The sequence below is a fragment of the Actibacterium naphthalenivorans genome, from assembly GCF_014196965.1.
GTDB lineage: Bacteria > Pseudomonadota > Alphaproteobacteria > Rhodobacterales > Rhodobacteraceae > Actibacterium_A > Actibacterium_A naphthalenivorans.
In genome coordinates this window covers 1,267,118-1,283,289 of sequence record NZ_JACIEQ010000001.1, presented here as the reverse complement: position 1 = coordinate 1,283,289, position 16,172 = coordinate 1,267,118, and the positions used below count along the sequence as shown (strand labels likewise).

The following is a 16,172-nucleotide window of genomic DNA, read 5'->3' as shown; positions in this document are numbered from 1 at the left end:
ACGCTTTGCGACAGGGCCGCGCAAATGGCCGCCGCCAGAACAGGCGTTCCGATCTCGGTTCTCAAGGCGATCTCGCTCACCGAAACCGGGCGCCGGCGCGATGGTGCGATGCGGCCTTGGCCCTGGACCGTCAACATGGAGGGAAAGGGGGTCTGGTTCGATGATCCGCATGCGGCCCTTACCTATGTCGGCCGGCATCACCGTGCCGGGGCGCGCAGTTTCGATGTCGGCTGTTTTCAGTTGAACTACAAATGGCATGGCAGGAATTTCGCGTCGATCGAGCAGATGATACAGCCCGAGCAGAATGCGCTCTATGCGGCACGGTTCCTGCTGGATCTCTATGCCGAAAAAGGAAACTGGAGCGCTGCGGCGGGCGCCTATCATTCGCGCACCCGCAAGTTTTCCGACAGGTACCGCAAGCGATTCGATACCTTCCGCGCTGCGTTGCGCAACGAAGACGGATCCGGCGCGGCAGCACCGATCGCCACGCGCCACGCGCGGGCCGATTCCGCGCCCGCCACCGGAAAGCTGGCCCCGGCCCTGCGCGTCAACCTGTACCCGTTGTTACAAGCGGGTGAGGCGCGGCGCGGCCTCGGCTCTCTGGTGCCGGTCACCTCAGCCGCCGACGCAGGCTTGTTCGCCGGCAGTAGCCAAAGGCTCATTCGATGAGCGCAGGCCTTTCCGTCAGAGAGATTTTTCGGCCCACGATCCTGCTCGCCCTGGCGCTCATGGCGGTGATCGTGATGATGATCCTGCCGGTGCCGGCCTGGGTGCTGGATGTCGGCCTCGCCGCGTCTTTCGCGCTGGCCATCCTGATTTTCACGGTGACGCTCTTCGTGGAGCGCCCGCTCGATTTCTCTTCGTTCCCGACTGTCCTGCTGGCAAGCCTGATGCTGCGGCTTTCGCTCAACGTGTCGTCCACGAAGCTGATCATCGGGCAGGGGCACAGCGGCACCCATGCGGCCGGCAATGTGATCGAAGGCTTCGCCGATTTCGTCATGGGCGGCAGCGTGCTGATCGGCCTCGTGGTTTTCGGCGTGCTGCTGATCGTGAATTTCATGGTGATCACCAAGGGCGCCGCGCGCATGGCCGAGGTGGGCGCGCGCTTCGCCCTTGACGGGATGCCGGGCAAACAGCTGGCGATCGACAGCGACATGTCCGCCGGCGCCATCACCCATGAAGAGGCGAAAGCCCGGCGCGAGCGTGAACAGGCCGAGACGACGTTTTTCGGCTCGCTCGACGGCGCGTCGAAATTCGTCAAGGGCGATGCGGTGGCGGGCCTGCTGATCACGCTTCTGAATCTGGTGATGGGCCTCGTCATCGGCATCACCCTGCATGGCATGCCGGTTGGCCGCGCGTTCGAAACCTATGCGATCCTGACGGTGGGCGACGGGCTCGTCAGCCAAATACCGGCGGTGATCATCTCCATCGCTTCGGCGCTTTTGCTGGCGCGCGGCGGGGCCACGGGGGCCACCGATCTTGCGCTGGTGGCGCAACTGGGGCGTTATCCGCCGGCGCTGGCCACGGTCGCGCTTTTGATGGGGCTGTTCGCGCTGGTGCCGGGCCTGCCGTTCCTGCCCTTCGTCGCCGGATCCGCCGTGCTCGGTGGGGCCGCCTGGGCCGGGCATCGCGCCAACACCCGGCGGGCGGAGGAGGCCGCGCGCGCACCTGCGGATGCACATCCCGAAAACCGTGAGGCCTCGCTGGGGGATATCCTCGATCTGGATGATATTCATGTCGAATTCGCGCCTGATCTGGTGGGGATGGTTCTTGACCCGGCCACAGGGCTGGACGCGCGGATCGGCAATATGCGCAAACATGTGGCCGAGGCCTACGGGTTGATCTTGCCCGAGATTCGCCTGACCGATAACGGCGCGCTGCAGCCGGGCACCTATGCCATCCGCATTCAGGGCGTCGAACAGGCGCGCGATCAGCTGCGCCCAGGCCAGATGCTGGCGCTTCAGTCGGACGGGGTGCCGGACCTGCCCGGGGGCGATGAGGTGAAAGAGCCTGTTTACGGCGCCCCCGCGCGCTGGGTCACGCCCGACAGCCGGGATGATCTGGCGCTGGCCGGTGTCACCCTCGTCAACCCGTCCGAAGTGCTCGCAACCCATCTGCTGGAGGTGATCCGGCGCAATTTCGCCCGCCTTCTGACGCTCAAGGCGCTGCGGCGCATCCTGGATGAGTTGACCAACCTGTCCGACCCGCAGCGGGGCGAGGCCAACAAGCGCATGATCGATGAGCTGGTGCCGGAAAAGGTGCCGGTCGATCTGCTTCTTGCCGTGCTGCGCCTGCTGTTGGACGAACGGGTGTCGATCCGCAACCTGCCCCTGATCCTTGAATCCATCGCCGAGGCGCGCCACAGCCATCCGGGGCCGGAGACGATCTGCGAATATGTGCGCCACCGGCTGGGCTTTCAGCTTGTCGCCGAACACCGGCGGCCCGACGGCACCATCCCCCTGCTGCAGCTCGCCCCCGAATGGGAAGAGCGTTTCACCACCTATCAGATCGAGGGCACCCAAGGCATGCAGGATGTCGCCCTGCCGCCGGAAGAGTTCAACCGGCTGGCCAATGCGGTTTCCGACCGTTTGGCCAAGGCGGGGGAAAGCGGGATATTTCCGGCGCTCGTCACCTCCACCCGCAGGCGACGGTATCTGCGCACGGTCATGGCGGCCAAGGGAATCGCCGCGCCTGTCCTGTCATTCGAAGAGGTCGGAACCGAGGCGCGCCCGGCGCTGGTGGGGCTGGTTCCGGCATGATCGCGGCGCTGGCTGCACTGCTGCCCGCCGGGCAGCAAAGCCTGTCGCTGGGGTTTATCGTCTTCTTGCGGGTCGGCGCGGTCATGGCGCTGTTGCCGGCCTTCGGCGAACATTCCGTGCCGCCCCGCGTGCGGCTTGCGCTCGCGTTGGCCTTCAGCATGGTGATCGCCCCGGCGGTTTCCGGTAGCATCGGCCCCGTGCCCGCGTCCGAAGCCGATTTCCTGCCCTATATCGCCAGCGAAGTGGCGGTCGGCCTGTCACTCGGCATGATCCTGCGCCTGCTGGTGATGGTGCTGCAGATCGCGGGCCAGGTCGCGGCGCAGGCGACCTCGCTGTCGCAGATTTTCGGCGGGGTCGGGGGCGAGCCGCAGCCGGCGATGGCACACCTTCTGGTCAGCGCCGGGCTCGCGCTGGCGGTGATGAGCGGGCTTCATGTTCGCGCGGCCGAGGCGATGATCCTGTCCTATGACATCCTGCCGCCCGCCCGCATGCCTGATGCGGCGATGCTGGCGCAATGGGGCATCGGGCATATCGCCCGGGGCTTCGGCCTTGCCGTGACCCTCGCGATGCCCTTTGTCATCGCGTCGCTGATCTACAATCTGGCGCTTGGCATCATCAACCGCGCCATGCCGCAGCTCATGGTGGCCTTCGTCGGCGCCCCTGCGATCACCGCCGGCGGCCTTGTGCTGATGGCTCTGGCGATGCCGGCGATGCTGAACATCTGGGGCGGCTGGATGACCGGTATCCTGGCCAACCCCTACGGGGCCGCGCCATGAGCGGGGCGGGGGAGGACGAAGACAAGCAACATGACCCGACCCCGAAAAAGCTGGAAGAGGCTCGCAAGAAGGGCGAAATCGCCCGCTCCGCCGATCTGACCACGGCCGCCGGCTATGCCGGGATCGCCCTTGTCGCGCTCAGCGTCGGCGCGGCCTCGCTGACGGCGTTGGGCGCCGCGGCGCAGACTCTTCTGGCCCGCCCCGATACGCTCGCCCCCCTCATATTTGGTGGCAGCGCGCGCCCCTTGGCCGGGGGGCTGATGGCGGCGGTTCTCGTCGGGGCGGCGCCCTGGTTCGCCGGCCCGGCGCTTGCGGCGCTCCTGTCGATCCTGGCGCAGCGCAGCCTGATCGTGGTGCCGTCAAAGCTTCAGCCCAAGCTCTCCCGCATCTCGCCAATGGCCAACGCGAAGAACAAGTTCGGCCGCAAGGGTCTGTTCGAATTCGCCAAAAGCGCCGTGAAGCTGAGCGCTTTCGGCACTGTTCTGGCCATATACCTGATCCGGCATGTTCCCGACATTCTGTCCAGCATGAACCACGGCCCCGGCCCCGCGATGTCGCAGATGTTTGGGATGGCGGTGGAATTCCTGCTGGTGGCGGTCGCGCTTTCGGTGCTGATCGGGGCGATTGACTACCTGTGGCAATATTTCGAGCATATCCGCAGCAACCGCATGTCGGACAAAGACGTGAAGGACGAGATGAAGCAGGCCGAGGGCGATCCGGTCATGAAACAGCAGCGGCGTCAGAAAGGTATGGCGATCGCGATGAACCGGATGCTGGCAGATGTTCCCGAGGCCGATGTCGTGATCGTGAACCCGACCCATTATGCCGTGGCCCTGAAATGGGATCGCGCGTCGCCCGGTGCTCCGGTTTGCGTGGCGAAAGGGGTCGACGAGATCGCCGCCCGGATCCGCGAAGCCGCCGCCGGTGCGGGCGTGCCGCTGCACAGCGACCCGCCAACCGCGCGCGCGCTTCATGCCACGGTCGAAATCGGGCAGGAAATCCGCCGGGATCATTATCGCGCCGTGGCCGCCGCAATCCGCTTTTCCGAGGCCATGCGCAAGAAGGCACGGCGATGAGCAGCCCGCGCCACAAGCAGATCTCGCGCCTTGCAGCGATTACCGACGCAATCCTTGAAACGGCTCTGTTACAGCTGAAAATGGCCGTTGCAGCGCGCCATTGCGTTGAGGGCCAACTGGCGGAGCTGGATGCCAGTCGCCGTGCCGTCATCCCCGATGTCGAAAGTGCGGCCTCCCGCGCGGGCAGTGATCTGATGTGGCTCAAATGGTCCGACTTGCGGCGTGCCGAGTTGAACAAGGCGCTTGCCCGCGCCCGCGTCGCCGAAGATGAGGCGCGCCGCGCCGCCGCGCGGGCCTTCGGGCGGCAGCAGGCGCTGGCCGGGGTCGCGCGAAAAGCCGCGGCGCGCTAGGTGTCCTGGCGCACCAGATCGATGATCAGAACGTCGCTCACCGTGGGGCCGATCACTTTTTGCGCCATTTCGGTCAGCGCCATGCGCAGCGCCGACATATTGGTGTTGGTGGTGAACGCGCCCCGGAACCCGCCGGAATTCGCGTGGTCGAAAAGCACCTGCAGGAAGGCATCGCGCAGCTTGGGTTCCAGCTGATAGACATTGGCCCTTTCGCCCAGCGCCACCTCCAGGCTGAGCGCCAGAACGACCAGCGCCGACACCCGCCCGTTCTCTACCACGGGCACGACAAACTGGTTGTTCAGCTTCACGAATTCGACGTCTTCGGGGGCTTTTTCGTGCTTTTCAGGCGCCGCGCCGTGGTCTGCTTCCATGCCCTCCCCGGCGGCCGCTTCCGGGGCGGGGCGCAGCATGATCCCCGCGCCTGTTCCGGCAGCAAGCCCTGTCAGGGCGATGAGAAGCGGCAGAAGCTTTGACATGCGCGCGGCCCTCAGAACGGCAGCACGATATCGGCGATCTGCTGGCCATACCGTGGTTGCTGCACATCCGTGATCTGCCCGCGTCCGCCATAGGAGATCCGGGCCGAGGCGATCTTGTCATAGGTAATCTCGTTCTGGCGCGAGATGTCTTCGGGCCGCACATAGCCGGTAACCAGAAGCTCCCGCATTTCGAAATTCACCCGCACCTCCTGCGATCCTTCGATCCGCGCGACGCCATTGGCCAGCAGATCGGTGATGGTCGCCGCCACCCGCAATGTCAGTTTTTCATTGCGCCGCACCGATCCGTCGCCGCTCGACGCGCTGGAAGAGGTGGTAGAGACAGCCTCGGCCATGCTGGCGCCGTCGGGCAGTTTTCGGTCGATCCGCTGCGGAATGCCGAAGAAGCTGGGCAGGGAAAGGCTCTCCGACCCGCTGCGCGAGCGGCCCGTGGAATTGGAGATCTCGGCCTTGTCGTCGATCTCGATCACCACGGTCAGGATATCACCGCGTCGTTCCGCCCGTCTGTCTCCCAGCAGCGAGGCGCGCCCGCCGCTCCAGAGCGAGGCCTGGCCAGCGGGCGGGTGTGTGCGGGTTGTGGTGGGGAAGGGCGCCGAGGACATGGCGAAGAAGGCATTTCCATCCTCCGTCGGCGAGAAACCAGGGGCCTGCCCCAGGTTCGCAACCCGGCCGCAACCTGCCGGAATGGCAAGCAGGGCGAGAAAACACATGAGTTTGGCGCTGTTCATCACACGCTCCTATGGATGTTGCGGGTTGCCCACGAAGACCTCGCCGGTTTCGCTGACCCGGCCGGTGACAGAGGTGCGGGAGGCCAGATTCATCACCCGCACCACATCGCCCGCCCCGGCGCGGCCCAATGCGCGGCCCTCGGTGGTGATCGACAGGCCGCTCTGGCGATAATGCAGCAGCACGATCTGATTGCGTTCGACAATGGCGGGTGGCCCGATGTCTCCGGGGCGGATCGGGCGCCCGGCATAAAGGATCACCCGGCTTTCCATACCGATCACCTCTTCGGGGCGGGTCAGGGCGCCGGGCACGGGCGCCGCGATCAACGCCAGATCCTGCGGGCCGAGGATCGCCATTGCCCGGATTGTTCGCGCCGCGACAAGTGTGTCGGCCCCGGCGGGCGCCGCCAGAAGCAGCAGAAGCAGGCACAGGCGCATCACCGCACCTGCGTGGTTGCGCCGAGCATCTGGTCGGCGGCGGTGATCACCTTGGCGTTCAGCTCATAGCCGCGCTGCGCCTCGATCAGTTCCGTGACCTCCCTGACCGCGTCGACCGAGCTGTCCTCCAGATAGCCCTGGCGCAGTGTGCCCAACCCGTCCTCGCCCGGCGTGCCGGTGATCGCCGGGCCCGAGGCCGCGGTTTCCAGGAACAGGTTCGATCCCATCGCCTCCAGCCCTTTTTCGTTGGAAAACCCGGCCAGAGAGAATTGCCCAAGAAGCTCTGGCTGCACGCGGTCGTTGAAATAGGCGTAGACCTCGCCCGCGGCATTGATCGAAATCGCCCGCGCGTCGTCGGGCACCGTCAGGTCAGGCACCACCGGAAACCCGTCCGATGTCACGATCAACCCGTCCCCCGTGCGTTTCAACGCCCCGTCACGGGTAAAGGCGGGCTGGCCCGAGGGCAGGGTGATCTCAAGATACCCCTTTCCCTCGATCGCCAGATCAAGGTCGCCGCCGGTGGCCGAAAGCGACCCCTGCGACAGGGTCACGCTGACGGCGGCGGGGCGCACCCCCAGCCCGAGCTGCACACCGGTGGGCAGCACGGTGCCGTCGGCGGCGTTGATCGTGCCGGGCCGCGTCATCTGCTGATAGTGCAGGTCCGCGAATTCGGCCCGCCGGGCGTTGTAGCCGGTGGTGTTCATGTTGGCGAGGTTGTTGGAAATCACCTCGACCCGCATCTGCTGGGCGCTCATGCCCGTGGCGGCGATTGTCAGGGCGCGCATGCGTCACCTCCTTGCTGGTTACTGGCCAAGCGTCCGCAGAACGGCGCGGATGCGTTCATCCTCCCGCTCCAGAAAGCTCTGACCAAGTTCATAGGCATGTTGCACTTCGATCATCCGGGCGACTTCGGCCACCGCGTCGACATTCGAGTTCTCGATGAAACCCTGAAGGATCACGCCGTCCAGAACAGGCTCTATTTCACCGTTAAAGGCGAATAATGTGCCCGCCTCATGGGTCAGATCGGCAGGATCGCCGGGCTGGTAGAGGCCGATCTGCGTCAGGGCCCGCCCGCCCGCGCTGAGCGTGCCGTCGGCGGCCAGGCTCAGATCATCGGCATCGGGCGGCACGAACACCGGCGTGCCGCCGGCATCCAGCAGGCGGTGGCCGTCAGGCGTGGCCAGTTCGCCGGCCTCGTTCGGTGTGAACGCCCCGGCGCGGGTCAGCCGCTCCCCCTGCGGGGTTTCGACCAGAAAGAACCCGGGCCCCTCGACGGCGAAGTCGAACGCGCCGCCGGTCTGGGTCAGCGGCCCCTGCTGAAGGTCGGTCTGCCGCGCATTCGCGGCGGCCATCGACAAGGACGGCGCCCCGGCGCCGGTGTCCTGCACGAATTCCGAAAAAATCACCCCTTCGCGCCGATAGCCCGTTGTCGAGATATTGGCGATGTTATGGGCCACACTCTGCATTTCGCGCAGCAGCCCGGCCTGGCGGGTCAGCGTGGTATAGCCTGCGTTGTCCATCCCCTAGCCCCCGATGATCAGCGGCACCAGCCGCTCGGTGAAGAACCCGGTCAGCGTTTCGGTCATGAACCCCATCGACACACAGAACATCGCCAGAATGGCCGCAAGTTTCGGCACGAAGGTCAGCGTCATCTCCTGTACCGAGGTCAGCGCCTGGAACAGGCCGATGACCAGCCCGACAACCAGCGCCACCAGCAGGATCGGCGTGGAAATCTCCACCGCAATCCAAAGCCCCTGCCGCAGCGTGTCGTAAAAGATGATCTCTTCCATGGCCTAAACCGGCATCCGCAGGATTTCCTGATAGGCCTCGACCACCTTGTCACGCACGGTCACGGCGGTTTCCACCGCCAGTTCCGTCTGCGCCAGCGCCTGCACCAGCGCATGCGGGTCGGCGCCGCCGGTCATCGCGGCCTTGGCGGTTGTCTCGCCAGTTTGCAGCGTTTCGGTGAATTCCCGCGCCAGCCGGGCAAAACCGCCCTCTTCGGCGGCGGCTTTGGGGCTGGGGCGGGTCGCCGGCCGGGCCGTGGCATAGGCCTGGGCGGCGGCGGTGGAGGATGTTATGTCCATTCTGGCACTCCTTTATCGGCGCAGCAGGTCAAGCAGGCTCGACGTCATCTGCCGGGCCTGATCGAACATCTTGAGGTTCGCCTCATAGCTGCGCTGCGCTTCGCGCGCGTCCGCGATTTCGACCACCAGATCGACATTCGAGCCGTCATAGTGACCATTTTCATCGGCCAGCGGGTGGCCCGGGTCGAACACCCGTTCAAGCGCCCGCTGGTCCAGGGAGACGGGGCCGGGCTTTACCTGCCCCGTCAGTTCTCCGCCGGTTACCATCTGTTCGAACCGCATGGTCTTGCGGCGGTAACCGGGGGTGTCTGCATTGGCGATGTTTTCCGAAACATGGCGCAGCCGCGTGCTCTGCGCCTGCATCCCGCTGGCCGACAGCGCGAGGGTTTTCATCAGATCGCTCATCCCGCGTGCTCCTTATCGGCCGAGGCTGGCGCGCATGATCCCAAGCGCGCTTTGATAGATGGTCAGGGCCATGTCATGCTGGGCCCGCGTCTCCACCGCCTTCATCATCTCGGTTTCCAGTGAAACGCTGTTGCCGTTGGGCGATTCCTCGGCGCCGCCTACAACATGTGCCGCGGCCCCCGGCCCCGGCCCGGCCAGTGCCGAAAGATGGCGGGCGCGGGTCGTGCGGGGGGCGAAATCGCCCGATGTCTGCTGATAGGTTTGCGAAAAGGGGGCAACGTCCTGCGCGCGGTAGCCGGGCGTGTCGGCATTGGCGATGTTGCGGGCCAGAACGGACTGGCGGGCAGCGGCATGGGTGGCCATGCCATGTGCCATTTGCAGGATCTCTAGCTTGTCGAACATCCGGGCTTCTCCCTCGGTTTCAATCAAGGCTTAACCCTGATTCCTTTAGAAACCGTTGTCAGAGCCATAGTGGAGAATCCCCATGCCATATCCCGAACTCACCGCGCTTGGCGCTGCTCTCGGCGGATTGCGCGCCTCTCGGACGATCGGGCGCATATGCGGTGTTCAGGGTGAAACAGTCTCTGTTTCCGGCTTGTCGAATTGCGGCGGTATCGGCGATATCGTCGAGATTCGGCGCCGCTGCGGCACCCCCCTGGCGGGGGAGGTGCTGGGGCTGCAGCCCGGCCAGTTGACCGTGTTTCCCGATGGCCCGTCCGAGGGGCTCTCGATCGGTGATCAGGTGGCGCTGAAAGGTGCGGCGACGATTGCCCCCGATCAAAGCTGGCTGGGCCGGGTGATCGATCCGCTCGGGAACCCGCTGGACGGCCGGCCCTTGCTGGGCGGTGCGCGTCGCCGCCCGCTGCGCAGCGCGCCGCCGCCGGCCACTCACCGCCGCCCGCTCGGGGCACGGCTCGAAACCGGTGTTGCCGTTTTCAACACCTTGCTGCCGCTGGTGCGCGGCCAGCGGATCGGGCTGTTCGCCGGGTCCGGGGTGGGGAAATCCACGCTTCTGGCAAAGCTCGCGCGCGGGGTGAAGGCGGATATCGCCGTCATCGCCCTGATCGGTGAGCGCGGGCGCGAGGTGCGAGAGTTTGTCGATCGTGTGCTCGGCCCCGAGGGTATGGCGCGTTCCATCGTTGTGGCGGCGACCTCTGACCAGTCGCCGCTGATGCGCCGCCGGGCGGCATGGGCGGCCATGGCGGTGGCAGAACATTTCCGAGATCAGGGGCAGCATGTTCTGTTTCTGGCCGATTCAGTCACACGATTTGCCGAAGCGCACCGCGAAGTCGCCCTCGCCACGGGCGAAGAAAGCGCGCTGCGCGGCTATCCGCCCTCGATGGCGCAGCTGATCATGTCACTGGCCGAACGCGCGGGCCCGGGCGCGGGCGCGACCGGCGACATCACCGCGGTCTTCAGCGTGCTTGTCGCGGGATCGGATATGGAAGAGCCGGTGGCCGATATCCTGCGCGGGGTGCTGGACGGGCATGTGGTCATGGACCGCCAGATCGCCGAGCGTGGGCGGTTCCCGGCGGTGGATCTCCTCCGCTCGGTCTCGCGCAGCCTGCCCGATGCGGCCAGTGCGCCGGAAAATACCCTGATCGCCCGCGCGCGCCGTCTTCTCGGGGCTTATGACCGGGCGGAGATGATGGTGCAGGCCGGGCTTTACGCGCGGGGGTCGGACCCCGAAATCGACGCCGCCCTACGTGTCTGGCCCGCGCTGGACGCGTTCCTGGCAGAGGATGAACCAGTGGACAGCCGGGCCAGCTTCGACCGGCTGGCGACATGTCTGGCGCAGGCCGATGTGACGGCCCGCGCCGGCGCAGCGGATCCCGCCGTGCCGCAACCGACCCGGCTGACGGCCTGACCGTCAGCGCGCCGCGTTGCTCAGCAGTGTCAGCGCCGTCTGCGCCGGGCTGAATCCCGCGGCGCTGGCGGCCAGTTCCGAACGGACCAGAAACAGACGCAGCAGTTCATCCATCTTCTCGGGATCGCGGAACTGTGAAATCTCGCCATCGCCAAAGGCGCGCTCGGTGCGTGTGCGAAACACCTCCATCTGCTTGTCTATATCCAGCGCCGCGAATGAATCAGGCAGCCCGAATGCTGTCTCGAATACCTCGCGCAACGGTTCCGATCCCATCACGCTATACCATTTCGTATCGTCACCGCTGTCGGCCGAGGCAAGCGTGCCCAGCTCCCGCGTCAGGTGCAGTGCCAGCCGCATATCGGCGTTCTGATCCCCTACCGCGATTTCGAACTGGCGTGTCTGGTAGGCCGCGATGATCCTGTCGGGAAAATCCGAAAGCTGCGTGTTCGGCACCGCGAGATCGCCGAACCCGAACGCCTCCGACAACTTCCGATAGCTCTTGTCGGCGATCTTGTTGGCAAGTGCGTCGTCACTTTGCGTCCCGTCAGACAGGATCTTCTGAATGAAAAACCGGTTCCCGATGTCATCGTCCAGCCCGAACGCCCCCAGCGCGACGGACAAAAGCCGGTGGTCGGCCACCAGGGCCTCCGCCGAGGTAACCTTGGCGATATTCTCACGGAAATACGCCGTATCACGCTTCATCGAGGCCGCTTCGTCATGCGCCGCTTTCTGGGTTTCTATGGTGCGTTCCAGAAACCGCCAGCCGGCATAACCGCCCATCGGCACGACGGGCAGAAAGCTCATGTCTTCGCGGCGGCCAGCAACCGCGCCTCGCGGGGCAGCAGGCCCCGCATCGCCTTGAGCGCCTGATAGAACTGCCCCTCCATCACCGCGTCGCTGGCCAGCCTCAGCTGGGTGCGGCTGTCATGATCGGTCAGAACCTGACTCAGCTGTTCGATCCCGCGCAGAAGCTGCATCCGCGCCTCTTCCGGAACCGCGTCGCCGGACAGGACCAACTGCGCGATGTAGCACACCCGCCGCACCGGTGTGTTCACCTCTTCGGGGTGAATCGCATCGCGCAGCCGCAGGATGCTCGCCCCCGGCGTCACGATGCTCAACCGCGACCGGCGATCGCCATTCTCTATGACCGCGCCATTGATCAGCACCCGCTCTTTCGGCGCCAGCTTCAGAACAAGCCCGCTCATCGCGCGTGCTCCCCCGTATGGCCAAGGCCCGCCATGACCGCAGCGTTGATCTCGATCAGCGGATCGGCACTCTCTTTGCCCGAAAGCACCTTTGATGTATGTATCGCGGTGAATTCGGAAAGATAGAACAGCCGCGCGCGCAGCGTCTCGGGCAGGGCGTTTCCCGCTCCTGCCACATCGGCGGCAAGCGTGGTCCAGAGCCTGCGGTTCTCGTGCAGCGCCGCGGCCAGGGCGGGAAAATTTCCCGCGCCGCCTGCGCTGGCGGACTTCAGTCGGGCCGTGATCTGCGCAAAAGCCTCATATTCGATGGTCCGCGGCGTACGGATCGCTGCCTGCCGCGGGGCGGAATAGGCGGTCTTTGCCATGAATTGCGCGTTCAAGGGGGGTCCTTCCGGTAAAATGCGGGGTCAGGGGGCGGGTCGGGGCGCGGTCTTGGCGCCCCGGCCCAGGACGTTACCGGAACAGCGACAGGATGTTCTGCGGCGCCTGGTTGGCGATCGAAAGCGCCTGCGTACCCAGCTGCTGCTGCACCTGGAGCGCCTGAAGCCGGGCCGACGCCGCTTCCATATCCGCATCCACCATCGAGCCGATGCCGGTTTTCAGCGCGTCGGTCAGCTTTCCGATGAAATCGTTCTGGGTTCCGATCCGGCCTTCGACCGAGCCGAACGCGGCCGAAGCATCGATCGCGTTGTCGATCAGCGTCTCGATGGTGCCGAGCGCCGCATCGGCGCCCGCATCGGTGGTCACGTCGATCCCGCCAAGCCCGAACAGCCCGCCCGAGGCCGTGCCGCCCTCGGCGGCCGAGCGCGCCAGCGCCACGCTGGACCCGCTGTTGTTATCGACCTTCAGCGTCCACTGCCCGGAGTCGTTCTGCGCGACCTGAGTGGTCACATCGGCGATCTTGCCGCCATCGACGGCCGCTTTCAGACCACGGGCAACATCTTCGAACGTCTCACCCTTGCCGGCGACATAGGTATAGGCGGTGCCGCCGACCGACATCTGGTAGCCGTCACCCTCCTTCACATTGGCCGAGGCGGAGAAGGTGAGCGTTTCGGCGCGCTCCGAGATTTCGGCCGCCGACAGGGTGATATCCGTCGCGCCGCCGTTCTTGGTGCCGGCAATCGCCACATCCTCGAACGCGCGGGTCGAGGTCAGGGTGACCACATTGGTCGATGCGCTGGCCGACACCCCGACCAGGCCCAACGCGTTGATCGCGCCCGAAATGGCCGAGGCGGCGGCGTCCTGATCGCCCGTGATGTCACCGGCTGCAAAACTCAGCGTCGCGCCGCCCACGGTGATCTCGAACGTATCGCCCGAGACATCCGCGTCCGCAGCCAGCGTGATCGTCGCGCTATTGCCCGTGTTGGTGGCCGCGGCCGCGGAGAGGGTCGCATTCGCCGACAGATCGGTGCCGGAGCCCATGGAGCCGGTGCTGGTGGTCAGGTCATGCCGTTCGACCGAGATGTTCGAGGCCGCGACCGTGCCGTCGTTCGCCCGGTCGAGCGAGGACAGGATATCCACCGCCTCTGTCCCCTGCACCAGGTTGAGGCCGTTGAATTGCGCCGCGCCGACGACCGAGGTGATCTGATCGCGCAGCGCGTTGATATCGGTCTGGATCTTGGCCCGGTCGACGTTACTTTCCTGGGCGGCCACGACCTTGCCCTTGATCTCCGTCAGCAGGTCGGAGACCGTTTCAGAGGCCTGGCGCGCCACCGCGACGCTGGATTCGCCCAGCGACAGGCTGTCGGAAATCGCCTTGAACCCTTTCACGTCGGATTCCATCACTTTCGAAATCGCCCAGACGGCCGCGTTGTCCTTGGCCGAGGCGACGGATTTGCCGGTGGCGATCTCATCCTGCGTCTTGGTCAGGCTGGCGTTGATTCCCTTGAGGGTCTGAAGCGCGACCATCGCGCTGGTGTTGGTCAGAATACTGGACATGTCTCGGTTCCTTTAAGCACAGGGCGCTTTTGCGCCGGATCAAAAGCCGCATCGCGCGGCAGGAACGGTGTTTCACCCATACGACGCGGCGCTTTCGCGCGGCCGTGCCACCCCATCCGGAATGCAGGGTCGACCCTGCGGTGCAATTCCTAAAGAGTGGCTAAGGCGCATCCCTGATACCGTTACGATTTGAGACAAATCCGGTCAGGCCCGCCGGATGACCCGCCCACGCCCGCCCAGATCGGCGCGCTGCCCGCGGTGATCATAGGTGTTCAGCCCGACCCCACCGCCGCGAATCAGCGCCAGCCGGGCCTGCGCGCTTTCCAGGCCGCGCCGGGCGGCGGCCAGCAGTTCGGCATTGCGCCGGGCCAGCCGTCCAAGCCCGGAGAGCCGGGCATCCTCCGCCGCCTGCGGATTGCGGGCCAGTTCCTCCGCGATTCGCTCTTTCAGCGGGATCAGCCGCGCCACATCCTCCAGCCGCCCCGACAGCAGCGCGCCATGTTCGCGTTCCAGAAGGTCGCGCAGATCGTCGGCCCAGTCATCCTTGTGCATCGGCACGCTCCTTGAGGGCTTCGAACAAGTGCTCGGCAAGCCCGATTCCGCCGGCCCGAACCATTTCCGTGGCCTGCGCCTGCCGCAGGAAAGAGGCGAACTGTTCTTCCCCCGCCCCGCCGCCGAAGGCACCGGAAACCTTGCCGATCCCGGCGGATTTCAGCATTTCCGACAGAAATCCCGCCTCCAGCTGCTCGGCCGCCGCGCGCAGTTTCGCGTCACGGCCGGGGGGCAGGGGCGGGGTTGAGATGGGGGCGATTTCGGGCACGGTGAATTCCTTCAATTGCACTGAATTTTCCGATCTATGACCGATAGCTGGTAAAGAAGTGGTAACTTCCGTCGCGCATGACTTGATGCCAACAGTGGCAGCGCCCGGAAAAAACCATGCCGTCGTCGATCCGCCCGGAAAGGGTTTCAATTCCGCCGGACCATGCCCCGCCGCCGTTTGCGGAGGAGGCAGGTTCCGGTGCCGATTTCGGCCTCGCCTTCGCGCAAGCGGAGGAAGAGATGCCAGAGGGCGCCGCGGCGCCGGTGCCGTGGGATTTGCTCATGCCCGTGCAAGCTGTCGTGAGCAAAGAGGCTGAACCCGCTTCGGAAGTGGCTCTGTCGTTGCTGGAAACGGCTCCAATGCGCCTGAATGTGCCTTGTACCAACCCGAAGGATGCGTCCGTGGGCCTCGCGCCGCTGGCCGCGATGGAAACCCCGCCGCCGCACCCCGGGGCCGGGCCCGATGCCACGCCGGACGTCCCGATCCCGCCGCATCGCGACGCGCCCCCGATGGGCAAGGCGGTGCCCGATGCCGCCCGGGCCGCGCCGCCGCAGGCCGCCATGGTGTCCCCGCCCGCCGCCGATCGCCCGGACCCTCCGCCGGGGCCGGTCCTGCAAGAGACAGGCGCGCGGACGAACGCGTCGAGCGCGGCCCAGGCTCCGGCGCCGCACGTCTCCGCGCCCGCCAGCCAAGGCCAGCCGCTGGCCGCCGTCCCTTCACCGTCCGACCCCCTGCCTGAAACGGGTTCAGAGCCTGCCCCCGGCGCGGTTTCCGCGCCCGGTTCAGCCGCCGCCCCGCCTGCGTCGGATACACCGCGCGTCCTGTCCGCCGCCCCTGCGCCTGCAGCCGTGACCAGCCAGCTGGTCGAGGTGATCCGCCAGGCCCCCGACGGGCCGGTCGAGCTGACCCTCCGGCCGGAGGAACTCGGCAGGCTTCGCATCACGCTGACGCCGCAGGAAAGCGGCATGATCGTCTCTATTCAGGCCGAACGTGGCGAAACCGGGGATTTGCTCCGCCGCCATATCGACCTTCTGGATCAGGAACTGAGCGATCTCGGCTATACCGATATCCGCTTCGATTTCGGCCAGGGCACACCGCGCCGCGACACGCCCCGGAACACCGCGCCTGCGCTTGAGGGCACGCCGCCCGGCCCGGGGCCTGCCCAGGCCGATCAAACGCCCGCCCGGCGCCGTACCATGGGCGTGCTCGACATACGCATCTGAAAGGACAGA

General features: G+C 66.1%; 22 protein-coding genes. 7 read left to right on the top strand and 15 right to left on the bottom strand.

Annotated features, from left to right (window positions below):
• Positions 1 to 24 precede the first annotated feature (24 nt).
• The 5 genes from GGR17_RS06390 to GGR17_RS06370 are packed head-to-tail and all read left to right on the top strand — an operon-like array spanning position 25 to position 4,961.
• On the top strand, positions 25 to 669 hold the full coding sequence (locus tag GGR17_RS06390; protein WP_157445490.1) for a transglycosylase SLT domain-containing protein: 645 nt from the start codon (positions 25 to 27) through the stop codon (positions 667 to 669).
• Positions 666 to 2,759, top strand: coding sequence for a flagellar biosynthesis protein FlhA (gene flhA, locus GGR17_RS06385; RefSeq protein ID WP_054537649.1), 2,094 nt, complete (start codon positions 666 to 668; stop codon positions 2,757 to 2,759). Before GGR17_RS06390 ends, flhA begins: the two co-directional genes overlap by 4 nt.
• Positions 2,756 to 3,535, top strand: coding sequence for a flagellar biosynthetic protein FliR (locus GGR17_RS06380; protein WP_054537650.1), 780 nt, complete (start codon positions 2,756 to 2,758; stop codon positions 3,533 to 3,535). Before flhA ends, GGR17_RS06380 begins: the two co-directional genes overlap by 4 nt.
• Entirely contained in the window at positions 3,532 to 4,611 is a 1,080-nt protein-coding gene (locus GGR17_RS06375) for an EscU/YscU/HrcU family type III secretion system export apparatus switch protein (protein ID WP_054537651.1), read from the top strand. The genes GGR17_RS06380 and GGR17_RS06375 overlap by 4 nt, the downstream gene beginning before the upstream one ends.
• Positions 4,608 to 4,961 carry a hypothetical protein gene (locus tag GGR17_RS06370; RefSeq protein ID WP_054537652.1) on the top strand — a complete coding sequence of 118 codons (354 nt, stop codon included), beginning with the start codon at positions 4,608 to 4,610 and terminating at the stop codon, positions 4,959 to 4,961. The genes GGR17_RS06375 and GGR17_RS06370 overlap by 4 nt, the downstream gene beginning before the upstream one ends.
• Here the strand turns inward: GGR17_RS06370 and GGR17_RS06365 are convergent.
• Genes GGR17_RS06365 through GGR17_RS06325 form a run of 9 tightly spaced genes read right to left on the bottom strand, consistent with a single transcriptional unit; the run spans position 4,958 to position 9,512 of the window.
• The gene (locus GGR17_RS06365; protein WP_054537653.1) at positions 4,958 to 5,437 is read right to left on the bottom strand and encodes a flagellar basal body-associated FliL family protein; all 480 of its coding nucleotides are present in this window, start codon (positions 5,435 to 5,437) and stop codon (positions 4,958 to 4,960) included. The genes GGR17_RS06370 and GGR17_RS06365 overlap by 4 nt on opposite strands.
• Positions 5,438 to 5,448: 11 nt before the next feature.
• The gene (gene flgH, locus GGR17_RS06360; RefSeq protein ID WP_054537654.1) at positions 5,449 to 6,183 is read right to left on the bottom strand and encodes a flagellar basal body L-ring protein FlgH; all 735 of its coding nucleotides are present in this window, start codon (positions 6,181 to 6,183) and stop codon (positions 5,449 to 5,451) included.
• 9 nt (positions 6,184 to 6,192) lie between these two features.
• A complete protein-coding gene (gene flgA / locus GGR17_RS06355; RefSeq protein WP_054537655.1) occupies positions 6,193 to 6,618 on the bottom strand; it encodes a flagellar basal body P-ring formation chaperone FlgA in 426 nt (141 codons plus the stop codon).
• Positions 6,618 to 7,403, bottom strand: a complete 786-nt coding sequence (gene flgG, locus GGR17_RS06350; RefSeq protein WP_054537656.1) for a flagellar basal-body rod protein FlgG — start codon at positions 7,401 to 7,403, stop codon at positions 6,618 to 6,620. Before flgG ends, flgA begins: the two co-directional genes overlap by 1 nt.
• Positions 7,404 to 7,421: 18 nt before the next feature.
• Complete coding sequence (locus tag GGR17_RS06345; protein ID WP_054537657.1) at positions 7,422 to 8,138, bottom strand: flagellar hook-basal body complex protein; 717 nt, start codon at positions 8,136 to 8,138, stop codon at positions 7,422 to 7,424.
• 3 nt (positions 8,139 to 8,141) lie between these two features.
• On the bottom strand, positions 8,142 to 8,408 hold the full coding sequence (locus tag GGR17_RS06340) for a flagellar biosynthetic protein FliQ (RefSeq protein ID WP_054537658.1): 267 nt from the start codon (positions 8,406 to 8,408) through the stop codon (positions 8,142 to 8,144).
• 3 nt (positions 8,409 to 8,411) lie between these two features.
• The gene (fliE, locus tag GGR17_RS06335; protein ID WP_054537659.1) at positions 8,412 to 8,705 is read right to left on the bottom strand and encodes a flagellar hook-basal body complex protein FliE; all 294 of its coding nucleotides are present in this window, start codon (positions 8,703 to 8,705) and stop codon (positions 8,412 to 8,414) included.
• A gap of 12 nt (positions 8,706 to 8,717) precedes the next feature.
• Positions 8,718 to 9,110 (bottom strand): flagellar basal body rod protein FlgC, encoded by a 393-nt coding sequence (gene flgC, locus GGR17_RS06330; protein WP_054537660.1) that lies wholly within the window; start codon positions 9,108 to 9,110, stop codon positions 8,718 to 8,720.
• Between the two features lie 12 nt (positions 9,111 to 9,122).
• Complete coding sequence (locus GGR17_RS06325) at positions 9,123 to 9,512, bottom strand: FlgB family protein (RefSeq protein WP_054540265.1); 390 nt, start codon at positions 9,510 to 9,512, stop codon at positions 9,123 to 9,125.
• Positions 9,513 to 9,594: 82 nt separating this feature from the next.
• Between GGR17_RS06325 and GGR17_RS06320 the strand changes: the two genes are divergently transcribed.
• Positions 9,595 to 10,977, top strand: a complete 1,383-nt coding sequence (locus tag GGR17_RS06320; RefSeq protein ID WP_082386486.1) for a FliI/YscN family ATPase — start codon at positions 9,595 to 9,597, stop codon at positions 10,975 to 10,977.
• Positions 10,978 to 10,980: 3 nt separating this feature from the next.
• Here GGR17_RS06320 and GGR17_RS06315 read toward each other — a convergent pair whose 3' ends face one another.
• The 6 genes from GGR17_RS06315 to GGR17_RS06290 form a co-directional block, all read right to left on the bottom strand.
• Positions 10,981 to 11,781, bottom strand: a complete 801-nt coding sequence (locus GGR17_RS06315; RefSeq protein WP_054537661.1) for a DUF1217 domain-containing protein — start codon at positions 11,779 to 11,781, stop codon at positions 10,981 to 10,983.
• Positions 11,778 to 12,182, bottom strand: coding sequence for a flagellar biosynthesis repressor FlbT (flbT, locus tag GGR17_RS06310; RefSeq protein ID WP_054537662.1), 405 nt, complete (start codon positions 12,180 to 12,182; stop codon positions 11,778 to 11,780). Before flbT ends, GGR17_RS06315 begins: the two co-directional genes overlap by 4 nt.
• Positions 12,179 to 12,547 carry a flagellar biosynthesis regulator FlaF gene (gene flaF, locus GGR17_RS06305; protein WP_235974406.1) on the bottom strand — a complete coding sequence of 123 codons (369 nt, stop codon included), beginning with the start codon at positions 12,545 to 12,547 and terminating at the stop codon, positions 12,179 to 12,181. The genes flbT and flaF overlap by 4 nt, the downstream gene beginning before the upstream one ends.
• Before the next feature lie 88 nt (positions 12,548 to 12,635).
• A complete protein-coding gene (locus GGR17_RS06300; protein WP_054537664.1) occupies positions 12,636 to 14,120 on the bottom strand; it encodes a flagellin in 1,485 nt (494 codons plus the stop codon).
• A 204-nt stretch (positions 14,121 to 14,324) separates the two neighbouring features.
• The gene (locus GGR17_RS06295; protein WP_054537665.1) at positions 14,325 to 14,672 is read right to left on the bottom strand and encodes a hypothetical protein; all 348 of its coding nucleotides are present in this window, start codon (positions 14,670 to 14,672) and stop codon (positions 14,325 to 14,327) included.
• Positions 14,659 to 14,931 carry a rod-binding protein gene (locus GGR17_RS06290; RefSeq protein ID WP_255353456.1) on the bottom strand — a complete coding sequence of 91 codons (273 nt, stop codon included), beginning with the start codon at positions 14,929 to 14,931 and terminating at the stop codon, positions 14,659 to 14,661. Before GGR17_RS06290 ends, GGR17_RS06295 begins: the two co-directional genes overlap by 14 nt.
• A 125-nt stretch (positions 14,932 to 15,056) precedes the next feature.
• On the opposite strand from GGR17_RS06290, the gene fliK reads away from it, so the two are divergent.
• Positions 15,057 to 16,163 carry a flagellar hook-length control protein FliK gene (gene fliK / locus GGR17_RS06285; protein WP_054537666.1) on the top strand — a complete coding sequence of 369 codons (1,107 nt, stop codon included), beginning with the start codon at positions 15,057 to 15,059 and terminating at the stop codon, positions 16,161 to 16,163.
• Positions 16,164 to 16,172: the final 9 nt, after the last annotated feature.